Raw genomic sequence first — 16819 nt, forward strand, 5'->3', positions numbered from 1 at the left:
AGCAATTTTTATAGTTTGCTTACTTTACCCGCGAACAACAAGCCAAACCGGCTGCTCTAGTCCTTGATGCTGTGGCAGGAGCCCATTTCCGAACATCAGCCACCTCATGGTGAGGAGCTGCTGATGAGTGTTTTAATGCTGTTTATGACCAGCAGATTTTTTTTGAAAGTTTATTTATTTTCAATAAATTCGATTAACCTAAAACGAAACACTAAATGCCTGAACTTTCAAAACTTAACTACATTAATGTCGGCCCCGGAGGGACCTTCAAGCCATCCGGTATTGCCGCTTACGATACGACTCCGCAGGATGTGGACGCCATCTTCAGCCAGCTTGGCGACAATCAAAAACATATTTTGCTGTATTTTCATGGCGGCCTGGTCAACGAGCAAAGCGGTATGAACACCGCGGAAACCGTTACCCCTTTACTGGTAGCCGCTAGGGTGCACCCGGTTTCCTTCATATGGGAAACGGGTTTTTTCGAAACGATTGAACAGAACCTGGGATCGATTTGGGGAACAACCTTCTTCAAAAAAATACTGGAAAAGGTGATCAAGGTTGCCGGCAGCAAACTCGGTATCGAGTTGCCCTCAATTGCCGGCTCCCGCGGCGTGGGCACGCTCAGCTATGATGATATTCAGCGTGAATTGCAAAACGAGGCGCCTTTTCAGGATTATGTTGTTCAAACGGGTAGCCGCTCTGTAAACGTCATCAGCGGAAACGATCGCCTGTTGAGCGATGAGATCGAGGTTGACGTGGAACAGGAACTGCTTGCCGATCCTTATTTTCAGAGCAACCCTCTTGATCAGCTCGATGACCACTCGCTTGCCATGATCAAAAAGGATCACCTCATCAATGTCCCTGATGCGGGAAGCCGTGGCATTCTCTCTATCGCGGGCCTGATCAAAGCTGCAGTGACCATCATTTTCAAGGTTGTTAAGCGATTTATCGCTAAACGTGACCATGATTTCTATCCGACCATCGTAGAGGAGATTCTGCGGGAAGTATATCTTGCTGATTTTGGCACATGGCTCTGGAGCGATATGAAAAATAAAGCGGAAGCGATGTGGGAAACGGATAATACCGTTACCGATCCGCTTGCACAGCATGCGGGCGGCTATTTTTTAAAACAGCTGAAAATCTTTGCCGCCACACACGAAAAGGTCACGATCGATCTGGTTGGCCATTCAGCCGGTGCTATCGTCATCTGTCATTTTATAGAGGCATTTAACCGGTTAGGTATCCGGGCAGAGATCCGGAATACGGTCTTTTTGGCCCCGGCCTGCCGTTCCGATCTTTTTTATGAGAAGGTGATCAAAAGCGGTGCGAACATAGGCCGTTTTCGCATGTTCACTATGAACGATCATTATGAGTGCCTGGATTACTGTGTGAAATATGTTTACACGCATTCATTGCTGTATCTTATTTCCGGTATCCTCGAACCGAATGAATATGATGCCTATATCTTGGGCATGCAGCGCTATCTCAGCGGAACAACGCCTTATGATCAGGATGATACGCTCAAGGCTGTCCTGGAATATATGGCTGGTGGCACCGACCGTACCGTCTTTGCGAAGACAATGGGCGGAGCGGCTGCCGGCTTGCAGTGTATTGCGGAGCATCATGGTGGATTCGCAGATCCCGCCGTGCTGGCTATTGGTAGTATTGCTTATTTATTAGAGAACTAACGGAAATGCCCAATACCGGTGATTTTGCAATAATTATAGGGGTTGACGAATACCTTAACCTCCCTGCCTTACAGGGACCAATCAATGATGCGGATGAGTTTCACAACTGGCTGCTGGATACCCGGGGCGGAGATGTGCCTGCAGGTAACTGCTACCTGATTCCCAATACCCGTGATCCGGCACGTCCTTTACAGGATGACATCGATGATGCGCTCGTACTGATCGTCGCAAGGCAGGATGTCGTTTTCCGGCGCTTTTATTTCTTTTTTGCAGGGCATGGCATGGGCGTCACCTGGGATATGAACGGATTGTGTTTACCCAAATGGAGCCCTATACAACGCAATTATGCGCTATCCTCTAAAGGATACCTGAATTACCTGGTCGAATCTTCCCTGTTCCCGGAGGTTTATTTCTTTATGGACTGCTGCCGCTCACGGGAGATCAATGTGGTGCCGTCCAACACCCGGCTCAACGCTATACGGCCCCGTGGTGGCGAAGTGGCCAGTGTCGTGGTTTATGCGACGCCCTTTGAGAATACGGCGGGTGAAGCGCCGGTAGGCGGGGCCGATAATTCGCTGGTGCGCGGTTTTTTTTCCCGCTCGTTGGTAGAAGCACTTGGGGGAGCAGCAGCTGATTACAACAATACTGTCACGGCGAAAAGTCTGATCGATTATTGCCGGAGGCGCACCGAGGAACTGGCGCGCGAAAATAACCGGGTCCAGATCATTCAGACAGTGATCAATGATGGCGGCAGGCCTTTGGAGGAACTGGTGATCTGCGGTGCACAGCCGAAAGCTGGTGTGCCTGTGACGGTCAGTTTTGCGACGGCGGGGGATTTTCGCCTGCTGGGGCCGGACCTTTACCAAATCGCTGCCTGGACAGTCGCAGCAGGAGCAGAAGAAGGGCCAATACCGCTGCTACCCGGCATTTACTGTATAGTGAATACACAAACCAATGTTAAACAATTTTTTGTGATCGATGGCAACGCAAACCCTTTCCGTTTCAGCGCCAACTGAGCGCTATACGCTTTCCGCTTACGCTAGCGGCCCTATGGCGGAATTTGCGCGCCTGACACTTTATGATGGACGTATGCAGGTTCTGGCGGATAGCTACGTCACAATTTATTGTCAGGCCCCTAAAGGCTTGTATAAATTAACGCTCAAACTGAACGAAGCCTATACGGAGCAATACATCGTACTGGACCAGGACCGCCATGAAAACATTCGCACGCCCGAGACGGCATCGGCGGCCCTGGCTACGGGATTTAATACGATGCATGAATATTACAGTAATGATGCTGAAGCTATTAGCCGCGAGCCTACGACGGTCTTGCCTGTAGGGCAGGGCAACGGTGCCTTGTTCCTTTTTTTTCGATACCCGGATGAACCGACATTCGGTAATTTTCACATACCAGGACAGAGGCTGACCGATCACTTTAAATTGCTGGACGCTGATCGCCGCATCATTTGTGATTTTACAGAAAATGATGTCCGGGAAGAGCTGGTCAGGTGGGGATGGACCGGTTTCCATGCCAGCCTGCGCCCAGGTGTTTACTATTTATACTACGGAGGCCGTAAAGCTGAAAAGCTATGGAAGGAAAAACAGGGGCAGCACGCGAGGGAAATGCCCATCTATGTTTTCGAGGGATGGCAGACGCAAGGCTTTATGACTTTTCGCAACGGGCCGGTATTTACTTCGCTGATCTTCTCATTGGCTAAACTGGACCATAGGGAGCGTTTAGGTCTCCGGATACAGGACGAACTGACCTTGCTGGAGGGGGTATTGCGCAAATTCGCAAACGGCATTTACTACCTGCCCCAGGGTATGCTGGCTAACCTGGCTGACGGAAAATTTGAAAATCCCTTTCTCGGGCTGGTTGCCGCCTATTCTTATTTCAAAAGTCAGGGAAGCGGGCAGGAGCAATTCTTTCAGACGGTTGTTCGTAACCTGAGTCAGCTCCTCGGCGCGGAAACTCCGGATATCACGGCGCTTAATGCACTGGCTGCTGAGCATTTCAATACTCCTGTAGGAATACCCGGCACATTGCGTATTCCCGCTATGTTTGCGCCTGGGTTTTCCTTACTGCTTCGTCAGCAGAGCAGTAGTTTTTACCCTAGCGTACTGCCAGGCAGTATAGCCGAAAAGTGTATTGCGAATTTGTTCCACGACCTGGTATGGACGTCATACAAACCGTTGGGTAAGCCTAAAGAGCTATATGAACGGGAAACGGTTCGCATCCGCAGGTCAGACCAATTGTTGGAAAGTGCCCGCAATTTAGATCCGGACTACGAGATACGTTCCGGCGATCCGGCCCCGGCGAAAAGTGTTGCGCCGTGGAAACCCCGTAAACCGGCCATTTTAAATTCATGGGTCGCCAACAGCCTCGTTTATGCTTTACAAAATAACGAAGGGTTACAAATGGTCAATCTGCCACAGCTGGCTGCGCAGCTCCAGGTCACCCCAAACATGCTGATGGACACGGCCCAAAAGCTTTCGCGTGAAAGCGGCAAGATCAGGGCTTATCTGTCCGTGCAACAGGAATCGGAGCTGTCCCAGACCTTCAGCGGGGAGAACCTCGATAAAGTCGCGCAGTTGGCGGGAACTTACCTTCCGCCGACCGCCGGCTGATCAGGCGATTGGCGCATGGTCAGGACCATCCCAAGAGGTCAATATAGGCTTGAACATCCTTTAATACGCTTACATCTGAAACATCAAGGCCGCCGCTATTTTCCTTTTCGGTCAATAGGATGTTGAAACATTGCAGCTTCAGATATCCCTGGCTTTCCAAATGGAAATCCGCCAGTAGCTTCTTGTTGTCAATTGTTGACAGATATGATGATGATCGCCAATGGTGTAGCGTATTGCCGCTTTCACCCTTACTTCAATAGGATATCTATCGTCTTTTAAATAGACTATCGATCAAATTTGCCAGTTTCTAAATAAGTTCGGCCGTTGAATGATATAGAATTTAATCAGCTATGTGGGGCGGTAAACTCGCCTGTTTTTGATAATGTAAGATGATCCGGTGTACGATCGCGATCAACCATATCAAAATGCACCAGATCACAAGAATGAATTTGGCGCCTGCAAACCAGCGGGAAGGAAAATAACAGTCAGGGGTGCTATAGTGCTCGACATTATAAAGGATAATGAAGTTTTCTGTAATATCCAGCAGCCCGGCGATGACCGCAAGGAACAGGTTCATCCTGAGTAGCTCATTGAGTGAGTAATAAGGCTCAAATTGTCTGAAGGAGGTCGACTCTATAATGATCAGGCCGATATAAATAACAATGAACAGGAAATCCCAACACGTATCCTTACGGGCCAGGTCCAGCACGGTCCCACATTTATATTTAATGTCCGACCACGTTTTAATGATCTTTATACCATCATCTTTTCCCGCCAGTTCAATTTTAATAATGGAATTATCGGAACCCGCAAGACAGGTTATCCGCGATGAGATCCTGCCGATGAATACTACCGCCAGGATAAAGGCTATCCACAATAATGCTCTCATGGGAATATTGATTTAACTACATACACATTGCCGTATGTCACCGCCTCACCATTAATACATTTAACAAAACAATGTCCCGTATTCATAAAGTGGTTCGGTTTTGGGTGCAATTCATCTGTCCATCCGTCTTTTCCGAGTGAATCTCTCGAATCGATATGGAATACCCTCCCTTTGATCTTGTCATCCTCCTCGAAAATCGTCCCCATCTCGATCATCATTTCGTTAAAAAGATAGATCATGGCGTAAACCACGTTTTCCTGAGTCTCGGGTTTATTAATTCCCCGGATCTGCAAGGGAGTTTTAAGCCAGGTGCCATGACCGGCAAAACTCCGGATCAGGGGCACATACCAAAGCCAGGGCTTGATGCCCCAACGCTTGTCATAGGATGGAATTGCAAAGTCATATCCCTGTGTGATGATGCGGATACCGGGAAATTTTGGTTCTCCATCCTTTACACCGCCGGTCAATATGCCCCTGATCAGGAAATAATACTGAAGGTGAAAGAACATCAGCAATGCAAAGAAATCCCTGGAAAGGTATTTTAAGCCGTCTCTGAATTTTTCAGGATCTAATGGCACTATATTTTTCTCTGCTTTGGTGATCAGTTTTTGGGCCCATAAGTTATTTTGATAGGCAATTGATGCTCCGGTTGGGTCAACAATAGCTGCAAGCCTTCTTGAACCGACCAAGTCATTTCCGCCGGCGCTGATCAGGAAAACATCAGGGCGGATCACCGACAACTGTTCCACATAATTCCTGGCATTCAGCATATTCAGCAGCCAGTCCCCTCCGGATGCCAGGCTGTAAACAGCCATGTTCTTCTCCATACATATCCTGTCGATCACATCCGTCAGTATAACCGGATAATTGAACCAGGAATCGCCTTCCGCTAAAATTACCATGTTTTTGCCGTTTCGGAATCCACCCTCCATCTTTTTCGTGAAACGGGCGTTCCTTCGCGCATTTTTCAGGTCATCTAATTTTTTTAGAAAACCATCCAGTAAGGCGACCTTGAATATCTCTGTTTCATTCAGATCATAGATTCTGGTGATGATTACGGAAAGATCGGCAGCGTTCACAGTCTGCCGGAGGTCCCGGAGATTGGGAATTGAAATGTTGTTTGCCAGCAGCCTATTTATAAGGCCGACTTTCCGCTCCGGTGAAATTTCGGTTTTATTGACCATAGCGATAAGAGATAAAGGTTCATAAATATAAGCATATGTTTTCTAAAACAACAAAATACTACGCTGGTTATTAGTGATTTATATGGGGAATATATCGCTTTTAATGTTTTTTGAGACCTTGAAATAATATAGCCCTATTTGTTACCCGCATTCGTAAAAGATTCCTTTGATTTTACCTGCTAGAACTCCTCTGTGACAAGCCGGATCAGGCTCCTTTTCATTTGTCCGCAGGAACAGGTATCGCCTCCGGCTCCAATGGCATTTTTTTATTTAATCCATTTTATTTTTAGTCGAAACGGGTAAAAAGCGCAGCTAAAATCAAGCCCGGTGCTGTCGTTGGGTTTGCAAAAGACTACGGCATAAACGGCTGCCTCCCCAGAGGGTCCCCTCCAATTATTCCGTTTCCTTTTGCCCGCTGCCGGGCTTTACGATTTGCTTTCTTTTTTCCCTTTTTCTTTTAAAAATAATCCACCAGGACGGGGCGACAAGAGAAGAACAGTAAACAAATTAATTCACATTAACAGTTAAACGTATGTTATTCACAGGAAGACTAACCGGGGACGCAGCAGTAAAAACAGTCAACGGCGACAAACAACTCATCAACTTCACCGTGGCCATCAACCAAAGATGGAAAGACAAAGCGGGCGAAAAAAAGGAAAAAGCTGCCTTTATTGATTGCACCTACTGGCGGCATACCGGGCTTGCCGAATACCTCAGCAAAGGCGCAGTAGTGGAGATTTTAGGATGGGTGGAAGCGGAGGCTTATCAAAGTACGACACGGGGGTTGCAGTCAAGACTGACCTGCACCTGCGACACCATTAAGCTGTTCACCATGACAGCCAAATCAAACGACCCTGCAAACAGCACAGAAAAAACAGCCGTCACCGCAGGCGCAAAGGCAGCGGGCGACGACGACCTGCCATTCTAAATCCATTCAGCTATTCATTTAAAAAAATCAAAAACATTAAAAATTACCATCATGGCGCACAATATCAATTTCAACGAGCAAACAGGACAACACAGTTTCTTTAGCGTAAAGCAAAAGGCATGGCACGGATTAGGGCAGATTGTCGAAGATTATCCAACCAGTAAGGAAGCATTGCAATTCGCAGGACTTGATTACGAGGTGGTCAAATCACCCCTGTTTACCCAAAGTCATGGGATAACCACAGGCAGCGAAGGCGAGCTGATAGCAGGTATGGACATTGCCGTTCCTAATTACTACGCCACCATGCGAACCGATAACAATTCCATATTGGGGGTAGTGGGCAGGGACTACAGCATCGTACAGAACCGGGACGCATTCAGCTTTTTTGATGCCATTGTAGGCGGGGACGGGATGCAGTATGAAACCGCAGGGGCTTTAGGTAACGGTGAACGCATTTTTATTACCGCCAAACTCCCCGGCTATATTAAAGTTGGACACGACGATTACATTGAAAAATACCTTTTCCTGACCACTTCGCACGATGGCTCGGGCAGTATCACCGCAGCATTTACCCCCGTGAGGATCGTCTGCCAGAATACTTTAGGCGCAGCACTCCGTAACAGCTCCAATACGATTAAGATACGCCATACCGCCAACGCAGAGGACAGGCTGAAGGAAGCACACAAGGTCATGGGCATTTCTAATAAAATGGCCGATGAACTGGACGGCATCTTCAACCAGTGGACAAAGGTGCGCATCACCGATAAGGACGTTATGAAACTCATTCAGCAGGCAATGGCGCCAAGCAAGGAGGTATTGAAAAGCCTGAAAACAGGGGAGGAATTGTCCACCGTCTTTAAAAACATCTGTGACAATGCCTTTATGTACGCCATGGCAAGCCCGACCCAACAGACCGAAACCACCAAAGGTACTTTGTTCGGGGCTTTCAACGCCATCACCGGTTATTTCCAAAATGTGAAGGAATACAAAGACGACGAGGCCAAAGTAAAATCCATTATCGGCGGTACAGGGCAGTTACGCACACAGGCTGCATTTGACCTGTGTCTTGGCTATGCCCAAAACGGTGCGGAAATTTTAAGCTTCAATTAATCATCACCGGGGGAGCAATCCCCCGCATTTTAAAAACATAGCAGATGGAAACCAACAGCAATCTACCCAAATGGGTAATCAGGGAAGCTGTAACAGACTGTATGGACGTGTACGAGTTTGCTCATAAATACCGCAAGCCCGACAGGTTTACCGGACGGGGAAAGGAACACGAGCAGGCATTGATGCAAAGCCATATAGACGACATCGCAAGGCGCGGCTATACGACCATTTCACACCATGATAACATCACGGGCAGAATAGTAGCATTTATACCCGAAACGACATAGAATGAACCTGCGGGGCAGCCCCGCTTTTAATCATCAAAAAATAAACATCATGCAAGCATTACACACATTCAATAACGTGCAGAAAGCAAAGCTTTTACATGCGCTCTTTATACACGAGATACCAGGCTTTTTAATCTATGCCCAACAACTGTCAGCCTACATCAGGGATAATCCTGATGAGGTGCGCAAGGTTTGGAAAAACCAACTGTTCGGGGTGGATTTTTGGTTTCAGTTGTCCGAAGCAGCCGACCGCAAAATCAAACAATACGGCAGGCTACTCGAAAAAAGCAGCAACGTGTTTGCCGACCAGTTATTTGACGGTTACAGCGCATTATACCTGCATCATTGCCTGACCACCTATACCGATAAAGGCAGGCACAAAGACCCCAAATTCAAATTAGCTGTTGAACTGATTTTTAATCCCTGATTATGAAAACAATAGAACTCCATATTTACCTCTTCCCTGAACTGAGCGAAGAAGCACAGGAAAGGGCGTTGGACGACCAGCGTTTCACCAACGTGGACAGCTTTTGGTGGGATAACATTTATGAAGATGCACGGCAAATCGGGCTGAAAATAAAAGGCTTCGAACTGGAAAACGGGTATTACTGCAATGGGGAATTTACAGAAAATGCCTGTTTTTGCGCCGGGAAAATACTGGACAGTCATGGCGAAAGCACCGAAACCTACCAAATCGCCCTGTCTTTTCGGACAGAACGGGACAGGATTATAGCCGACTGGCCGAAAGATGAACATGGTGAATTAGCATCTACCGGGGACTTGGATAGCGAACTCGACAGGGTGGAGGATGATTTTCTGACAGCCATCCGGTGGGCATACCACAGCCTGCTCATACAGGAGTATAATTTCCTGACAGGTGACAAAGCCATTACCGAAACCTTTGAAGCACAGGACTGCCATTTTACGGCAGATGGCAGGATAGCCACACGCCTTGAAAAATTAGCCAATGTACCAGCGCAAAATCAGGAACAGCCATGAGCAACTTATCAAATAAAACGGAAAGAAAGGCACTCAAAGCCCTTTCCAAAACCCTGCGCTTTTTCGATGAACTGCGGGATTTGGATATGACCGCCTGTGATGATTATGATGCCAGTTCGGCGCAAATCCTGATACATGGCATACTTCAGGCAAACGGCTATATGGCTGTCCATGAGCCGGGCAAAGGGACACGCCTGATGAAACAGGCCGATTACGATAGATGGTTAAACACAAAAAAACAACAACATGAAAACGAACTTCTTTGAAAATATAACTGCCCTAAACGTTCCCGGTAAATGGAACTTAGCTATTCACACAGATGAACAGGGACAGTTTACCGTGTCGGCATTATTCACCGCCCTGCACAATGCGGACAATGCCACCAAAGGCATACCGCCCCTGCTCCTGAAAGGGACAGCGCCCGAACTGGACGAGGGCTTTTTTGAAACCATTACACAGCCAGTACAGCAAACCGCAGGGCTGTATAACAACCTTAATGCCTATTACAAGGAACTGGAAAAGGCACGTTTGGCCTCCAAAATTGAACAGGATAAGAAGCATAAGAACAACCCTAAACCGAAACCCGCCACAGGCGCAGCGGGGGACAGCGACATCGAAATAGGAGAACCACAGCCCAACAAGGAGGAAAAACGCAAGGCCTATGTTCAGGCCATGATCAAAATCAATGAACTGAATGCAGCCTGTAAGTACGAGGAAGCATTAGCTCTGCTGCCATCAGCCACAGATTACCCCGAAAAGGAAGCCGAACTGAAAATCAAATTGGCCGACCTGACCCGCAAACGGGATCAGATGGCACAGGCACTATCATTATTTAATTCTTAAACCGGAGAAAGCCATGCTAGCGACAACCACATTACAGCGAGTGTTTTTACACAAAGAAAATAATATAGAAATCGTATTGACAGACCCCGGTGAGGCTTTTGCGCCCGAAGCGGTGATGACCTTTTATTCGGCAACTTATCCCATTCTGACCAACGCCAAAATTGTCGGCCCCGAAATCAAAAACGATCAGATACAGTACCGCTTTGAAAGTACGATGGGGACGAAAGGATAAAGACGATGAAAGAACAGCAAATTAAACGGAGGATACCCATCAATAAAGAAAACGACCAATGGCAACTGCATCAGCGATTCAGAAATTTCACGCAGCAACTCGACAAACTGCCGGACGCAGGAGAAGTACGGCGCAACCCGCAAAGGAGCGCACCGCAGGGCATCGTATCCATGGTTTTCTGAAATCCCGTTTTCTGCCCTTTTGGGCGATACAGGCAAGAAACTACAGGCAGGTGGAAGCGGAGTTTTTCCGCTCCCTTGCCAACCTGTGTACGGTCTATGATTTGCCTGTGCCGGATGTTTCGGACATCGCTTTTCCGCAGAATGTGACCATAGCCTATATGCAGGTAAAGGAAGCCCTGAAGCTAAAGGATAAAAGTGCGGATTGCATCATCATCAAAGACAGTGCCCACAGCGCAACACTGGCGGTACTCAAAAGCTTTGATACCGGGCATTGCCTGTATTATATCCCGGTCAGGCCATTGTGGAACTTGGTGCGAACCGCACGGCAGCAGCCTTTGGCGGAAATGCTCCTGTCCGTTTATGCTTACCTGTACCAAATCGCCAGGCTGCCATACTATACCGAAAGTGACAGCTATCTGTCCGGTGAGTATGCCATGTTACAGCAATGGATAGATGAGGCCGATGACGAAGGTGACGAAGAACAGCAGTACCGGGAGGAACAAACCGAAGCGATGGATTTGCTCAACTATGCGGGTGACCGCCTCGTAACCCTTATCCGGGATAATAACTACCTGCTCAAATGGGAAGCGAACATTCAGGCCTACAGGCAGAGCGGGGATTGGGACTTGGAAACCGAAAGTCTGGCAGACCAGTTCCTGACCCTGTTTAAGGAATATCCCCACCGTACCCTTTTTGATAATATACATGATGAACTGATAGCACCCGAAGAAACCGAAAGGGTCAGGATGGAGCAATATGTCAGTTTTTACTGGAGCAGCAACGACTGCTTTTATGATATGCTTTTCGATACGATCAATAATGAGTTTCAGGAATGCGGGGTAACGGATGAGCCAACAGCCGTACAGCTACTTGATACGCCACAGCCAAGGATATTGAATAGCCTCGATTTTGAAAAGCGGCTTTTTGACCTGATTGACAAACTATGCGGAATACTAAATCAATACGACCATGAATAACGTAACCAACGAGTTTAACGATAAATATATACCCTATAAAGCCTTGTTGATTTACAATTGCGAAAGGGAAAATGACAGCAATATCAACACTGATGAAGCCAATTCCGTTTATGTGGAAAGCTATGATATTGGTTTATTGGGCAACCCCATCAACGCCCATCCCTTATCCCTGAAGGAAAGCATCGCCTTAGCGGAATTACTGCAAAGCGGTGCCGATATGCAGAACGGGTATCTGAAACCAAAGGGCGTGCTGCCGAATAACCTGCTTTACTTGAAATCAGACAGCTCGGGCTATGCCGTATGGTACACCCCACCACAGCAAAGGAATTTGTTTTTTGTGGGAAGTCTGGGCATCCCCTGCGGTAAGGCCTATGTTCCGGCAATGGTATGGAAAGCCACAAGGGACGGTCTTTCGGTTTTTGCCGTCAAAGGCAAGTCCAAGCCGACAGCCAAAACAGCTTTGCATTATGCGCCCTATTTTAATATCTATTCCGATGGACGGGTTTGTATGGGTGATGTGAACATCAGCATTGACAGGGGTACATACCTTGAAAACTTTATGATGCAGTGGGAAGCCTATTTTTTTGGCAGCTATTTCAGTCATACCATTAGCGGGGGAAGCCGGATAAACGGCAACATTGTTCAATTATGGCAGCAACAGGTAAGCACCGGAAACAGGTTTAACGAACTGCTATTGGTCAAAAATGGTTTAACCCTTAACCAGCTTATCCGATGAAAAAACTCAAAATAAAACAGCCCCTTACTGCCGTTCATATCGTGGAAAAAGAATGGCTCAATCCCTATAACCCGATTGTGGTTAACCTGATCGGGGCGGGTGGTACAGGCAGCCAGGTGCTTACCGCTTTGGCGAGGATGAACCATGCGCTCATTGAATTGAACCATCCCGGCCTGTTTGTGCGCCTGTTTGATGATGATAAAGTGGAACGTGCCAACTTGGGCAGGCAGCTATTCGCCACCGCCGAACTCAAACAATATAAGGCGGTCGCCCTCATTAACCGGGTGAACCTGTTTTTTGGAACAAACTGGAAAGCGTTAACCACCCGGTACGATAAAGCGGGTTTGAAAGCGCAGAACGAACTGGCACAGGCCGGGCTGACTATATCCTGCGTGGACACCGTACAGGCACGGTTGGAAATTGCGGATATTTTGAAAGCCGTGTATAAACGTACTAATGGTTATGGCCGGAACAAGCCTGTTTACTATATGGACTTTGGCAACAGCCGTTTTAGCGGGCAGGTGATACTTTCCACTATTGGCAAAGTACCGCAGCCGGAAATGAAAAAGTACCAAACTGTGGAAACTCTGCCGATGGTGACCGATGAGTTTAAAGATTTGCTGATGGCCTCGGAAAGTGCCGATAAAACCCCAAGCTGTTCTTTAGCCGAAGCCCTTACCAAGCAGGACTTATTTATCAACTCGGCTTTAGCTAATGTAGGCGCATCCCTGTTATGGCAGCTGTTCCGGGAGGGGGTGTTATTCAACCGGGGCTTTTTCCTCAACCTTAAAGAGTTCAGGATGCAGCCTTTGAAGGTCAGCGCTCCGGTTGCGAAAATCGTACCGATGAAGCCCAAAAGAACTAAACGGAAGGTTGCATAAAAAATGAATACCATGAAAATTATTGATTTAGACGGCAAAGAAATGACCGTCACCGATTTGGAGCTGGCCATTATGCAGGCCGATGATTACCGCCATTACAGGCATACCGACCCTTCATTCAAATTACTGGATGAGGGCTTGCAGGCATATTGGGAAGATGTATACCAAAAGCTGCTGATGCTGAAAAACGAATAAATCGCGCGCCATCCTGCCACTTGCCGCTTTCATCCGCAACAGGCAGTCTGGCGTGTTGGGTCGCCTGAGTTTCAAAAAATCAAAGCCCGCCTCCCGGCCACCATTGCTTTTTTGAAACACAGGCATATTTCAATTATCAAAGATATGGTAAAGATCAAAGAGGGGTATATGATGTCTGCCTCTGAAAAGGCGGAATATGAGCGGGTTAATGCTTTACCCCGCAAGTTATCGGGACGGGTGGATTTCTATTACAAACCCCAAACCAAATACCCACCCCGCATTTATATGTATATGCACGCTGAAATATGGTGCGACCGCAACCGGAGGCCGATGGGCTTGTTTTATGCGGTGCCGTTTTTGTCGAGGCCGATGAACAGGGAGGAAATAGAATACCATCATTTTGATAACCGTTTGTGTTATCACCAGTACGAGGATTGGGATAAACTGATCTATGCCGAAGAACAGGAAGCAGATCAGTTGGATCAGGAAATCCCCGGTTCCGGTGCTGCGTTCCTGGAGAAACTCAAAGGTTTCCGGGAAATGTATGCTATCGGAGGGCAACCCCCAAAGAAAGTTGCCGGCGTAAACCAACAACCCGAAAGTGAAGTAACCCCGCTTTTGCAGGAGCTGATCGCTAACGGGCATCAATATACGGTTCAACAAATAGGGGACTTGCTGGATCAGGAGCAGCGGGGTGAAAAGCGGTTGGCCGTCCTGATCCTTTTGAGGGAACTCTATAAAAGTATGGCTACAGGTGTGGGTAGTGATCTGAATATTACCCCGGAGATCATAGAACGTAAAGCCTTTCTTTCGCAGGAACGAACCCGGCGGAATTTTGTGAGGCGGGTTTACCAAAAGAACCCATTGTTTGCACTGGAAGAAATCCGTATCAGGTTTCCCGGATATACGGAAGTCATGTTAATGACCGACCTTGCTGTTAAAAAGCAAAAAAAGCGAAAGAAAAAACACAAACCTGTTTTAGACCTCCGCCGCTGCCAGCTCGAAAAATTGGCACACAGGCTGCAATCAGAGAACCTGATAGAAAAAGATTACCAAAGTACCTGCTGCCGGATGGTTATGCTTCAGAATGCCCACGATCATCGTTTGCCCATCCCTTTAATGGTGACTTTGAACAAGGAAACCCTTGTTTACTCTTTTCACTGGCGTACCAGGGAAAAAGTGGTGAAGTCGTTTGTGGAATTGGCCAATATCAAAGGGACTACCCATCAGGAACTCGGGCAGCGGTATAAAGACATAAAAGGCAGCAGCTATAGCTATTGAAAATGCCCGGCAGCTCCGGCATAGCCGGAGCGGTTGCCAATTGTTCTATTTGCCCGTTAGGGTTTCCGCTATGGTAAAGCCTGGATAATCAGGTCAAGCGTTGCTTCAATTTTTTTTTGTTCGGCTTCCGAATCCGGCAGGGCGGCTGCCCTGAACGGAAGGGCGGCATAGTCCTTTCCCCTTGCTTTATTCAGGGTGTTGTTTACCCGGAATGCCCAGCGGCTTAGGGTTTCCCGGATCAGGTCTTCTTTAGTTAATATATAGCTGCGGCGAACCCCGTTTGTCGTGGTATTATAAATCTCATCAATAGCCAGTGCCAGGCATTCATCATTGAACTGGTCAAGAACGAGTGTTTTCAGCGTTTCCTGGTTCTTCAGGTATTATAGGAAGACGTTTTTGTTTTTGAGGATAGTAGCGCGGCCAGCCAGGCGCAACGGAAGATTGGGCAGGGCGATCCAATGGCTTATTTCCGGAAAAGTTTTGTTTTTGCTGTCAAAGTAACTGCTGTTGATGCCCTTATATGTGATCTCACCCGTTGCAGTGTCGGCTAAAAGAAAATGGTTATAGGCTGGTTTAACCGGGCCGTTTCCTGTGTTCCACTCCTGGTCAATAATCGCTGGTTCCAGAGCAATAGGATCACCCGGCAAAAAAGCCCAGGCATCAATGGCATCAAAAGCTTCTCCCGATTCCTGGTCGTACCATTTATCATCGCTGCCATGCTTACCTGTATGATAGCCGGTGCTGTCACAGAATACCATTGGCAGAGGTTCCTGACTTTGATAATTAGCAGGCTTATTTGCAGGTAAGTGCCATTCCATAGGTGTTCTATTTATACCGTAAAGATAACCAGGAGCGGAAATAAAACACTTGCCTTTATCAACTAAATTTAAATAGGGATCTTATATGGCAAAGATTTTTAATACCAGCGCATGAAAACCACTCACAAGGAACGTATTGCTTTTGGACACAACTACTGGCAATACATGCATAAATTGGAACTGATCAATAACGATGATTTTATGATTGACTATGTTTGTTAGGTTTGATTTATAGACAAGAGTTTACTATGATTCAAATTTTCTTTATGCACAAAAACAGCAGGTCGGATTCCTTCATGGAATCATCGTGTTCGATAAGTCGCTCTATCCTAAAACCGGTATTTTTCAAAAGTTGATAATACGTTTCCAGGGTGCGGTGGTAATAGGAGATTTTCGACATATGAGGGTGACCATTTCTGATCTTGAAACTGACCTTATATAATTTTTCAGGTCTGTTATTCGGATTTTTGTAGGAAATAAAGTTAAAGCGCCGGTACCAGAAACAGGGGTGAGGAATGCAAATGATGCTCTGACCATTAGGCACCAGCAAACGGTTGATATAACGAAACTGCTTATCCAGGTTAAAACTATTGTGCAGGAACATGATCGCCAGACAAAGCCTGTAGGAGTTTTTATGGCTGGCACTATAGCTCTTCAGGTCGGTACTGATAAAGCTGACATCCTGAAATTTAGCACTGGCATAAGCTACAGAGCGTGAAGAGATGTCTATGCCTTTAATATCGTAACCTGTCTTTTTGATTTCATGGGTCAAATAACCCAGCCCACAGCCGATGTCAAGGGTCTTCCCATCCTTAATTGGAATATTGCTGATCAACTCAAGAGTTTTCGGAATGATCTGCTGAAAGTAACTCGTATCTCTTTTTGTTTCCAACTCAGCCGCACGTTCGTGGACGTTAATGTCCCATTCGCTGGCAATCCGTTTCAAAAAGAGTTTTGTCAT

Annotated in this window: 20 protein-coding genes; 16 read left to right on the forward strand and 4 right to left on the reverse strand. The window is 47.1% G+C overall.

The annotated features are described in order from the left end of the window. Positions 1-215 precede the first annotated feature (215 nt). The 3 genes from FHS10_RS01210 to FHS10_RS01220 are packed head-to-tail and all read left to right on the forward strand — an operon-like array spanning position 216 to position 4316. Complete coding sequence (locus FHS10_RS01210; RefSeq protein ID WP_259086855.1) at positions 216-1688, forward strand: hypothetical protein; 1473 nt, start codon at positions 216-218, stop codon at positions 1686-1688. A gap of 5 nt (positions 1689-1693) precedes the next feature. Then, a complete protein-coding gene (locus FHS10_RS01215) occupies positions 1694-2704 on the forward strand; it encodes a caspase family protein (protein WP_259086857.1) in 1011 nt (336 codons plus the stop codon). Further along, the gene (locus tag FHS10_RS01220) at positions 2667-4316 is read left to right on the forward strand and encodes a hypothetical protein (protein WP_259086858.1); all 1650 of its coding nucleotides are present in this window, start codon (positions 2667-2669) and stop codon (positions 4314-4316) included. The genes FHS10_RS01215 and FHS10_RS01220 overlap by 38 nt, the downstream gene beginning before the upstream one ends. A gap of 340 nt (positions 4317-4656) precedes the next feature. Here FHS10_RS01220 and FHS10_RS01225 read toward each other — a convergent pair whose 3' ends face one another. Next, entirely contained in the window at positions 4657-5205 is a 549-nt protein-coding gene (locus tag FHS10_RS01225) for a hypothetical protein (protein ID WP_259086860.1), read from the reverse strand. Continuing rightward, positions 5202-6389 carry a hypothetical protein gene (locus FHS10_RS01230; protein WP_259086862.1) on the reverse strand — a complete coding sequence of 396 codons (1188 nt, stop codon included), beginning with the start codon at positions 6387-6389 and terminating at the stop codon, positions 5202-5204. Before FHS10_RS01230 ends, FHS10_RS01225 begins: the two co-directional genes overlap by 4 nt. A gap of 532 nt (positions 6390-6921) precedes the next feature. Here FHS10_RS01230 and FHS10_RS01235 point away from each other — a divergent pair. From FHS10_RS01235 to FHS10_RS01295, 13 genes are all read left to right on the forward strand, one after another. Beyond that, on the forward strand, positions 6922-7317 hold the full coding sequence (locus tag FHS10_RS01235; RefSeq protein WP_259086868.1) for a single-stranded DNA-binding protein: 396 nt from the start codon (positions 6922-6924) through the stop codon (positions 7315-7317). Between the two features lie 51 nt (positions 7318-7368). Continuing rightward, positions 7369-8427, forward strand: coding sequence for a DUF932 domain-containing protein (locus tag FHS10_RS01240; protein WP_259086870.1), 1059 nt, complete (start codon positions 7369-7371; stop codon positions 8425-8427). Positions 8428-8471: 44 nt separating this feature from the next. Continuing rightward, positions 8472-8714, forward strand: coding sequence for a hypothetical protein (locus FHS10_RS01245; RefSeq protein ID WP_259086871.1), 243 nt, complete (start codon positions 8472-8474; stop codon positions 8712-8714). Positions 8715-8763: 49 nt separating this feature from the next. After that, positions 8764-9141, forward strand: coding sequence for a hypothetical protein (locus FHS10_RS01250; RefSeq protein ID WP_259086873.1), 378 nt, complete (start codon positions 8764-8766; stop codon positions 9139-9141). A 2-nt stretch (positions 9142-9143) separates the two neighbouring features. Next, positions 9144-9713 (forward strand): hypothetical protein, encoded by a 570-nt coding sequence (locus FHS10_RS01255; protein ID WP_259086874.1) that lies wholly within the window; start codon positions 9144-9146, stop codon positions 9711-9713. Beyond that, a complete protein-coding gene (locus FHS10_RS01260; RefSeq protein ID WP_259086876.1) occupies positions 9710-9979 on the forward strand; it encodes a hypothetical protein in 270 nt (89 codons plus the stop codon). Before FHS10_RS01255 ends, FHS10_RS01260 begins: the two co-directional genes overlap by 4 nt. Then, positions 9960-10556, forward strand: a complete 597-nt coding sequence (locus tag FHS10_RS01265; protein WP_259086882.1) for a hypothetical protein — start codon at positions 9960-9962, stop codon at positions 10554-10556. The genes FHS10_RS01260 and FHS10_RS01265 overlap by 20 nt, the downstream gene beginning before the upstream one ends. Positions 10557-10569: 13 nt before the next feature. Continuing rightward, complete coding sequence (locus tag FHS10_RS01270; protein WP_259086884.1) at positions 10570-10788, forward strand: PRTRC system protein C; 219 nt, start codon at positions 10570-10572, stop codon at positions 10786-10788. A gap of 58 nt (positions 10789-10846) precedes the next feature. After that, on the forward strand, positions 10847-11947 hold the full coding sequence (locus FHS10_RS01275; RefSeq protein ID WP_259086885.1) for a hypothetical protein: 1101 nt from the start codon (positions 10847-10849) through the stop codon (positions 11945-11947). Continuing rightward, positions 11940-12683, forward strand: a complete 744-nt coding sequence (locus FHS10_RS01280; RefSeq protein ID WP_259086887.1) for a prokaryotic E2 ligase family D protein — start codon at positions 11940-11942, stop codon at positions 12681-12683. Before FHS10_RS01275 ends, FHS10_RS01280 begins: the two co-directional genes overlap by 8 nt. Continuing rightward, entirely contained in the window at positions 12680-13564 is an 885-nt protein-coding gene (locus FHS10_RS01285) for a PRTRC system ThiF family protein (protein WP_259086888.1), read from the forward strand. Before FHS10_RS01280 ends, FHS10_RS01285 begins: the two co-directional genes overlap by 4 nt. A 12-nt stretch (positions 13565-13576) precedes the next feature. Continuing rightward, on the forward strand, positions 13577-13759 hold the full coding sequence (locus FHS10_RS01290; RefSeq protein ID WP_259086890.1) for a hypothetical protein: 183 nt from the start codon (positions 13577-13579) through the stop codon (positions 13757-13759). 144 nt (positions 13760-13903) lie between these two features. After that, positions 13904-15040, forward strand: a complete 1137-nt coding sequence (locus FHS10_RS01295) for a hypothetical protein (RefSeq protein ID WP_259086893.1) — start codon at positions 13904-13906, stop codon at positions 15038-15040. Between the two features lie 380 nt (positions 15041-15420). On the opposite strand, the gene FHS10_RS01300 is transcribed toward FHS10_RS01295, so the two are convergent. Then, the gene (locus tag FHS10_RS01300) at positions 15421-15858 is read right to left on the reverse strand and encodes a hypothetical protein (RefSeq protein ID WP_259086895.1); all 438 of its coding nucleotides are present in this window, start codon (positions 15856-15858) and stop codon (positions 15421-15423) included. A 253-nt stretch (positions 15859-16111) separates the two neighbouring features. Beyond that, a complete protein-coding gene (locus FHS10_RS01305) occupies positions 16112-16819 on the reverse strand; it encodes a class I SAM-dependent methyltransferase (protein ID WP_259086896.1) in 708 nt (235 codons plus the stop codon).

The organism is Mucilaginibacter dorajii (genome assembly GCF_024808255.1).
Lineage (GTDB): Bacteria > Bacteroidota > Bacteroidia > Sphingobacteriales > Sphingobacteriaceae > Mucilaginibacter > Mucilaginibacter dorajii.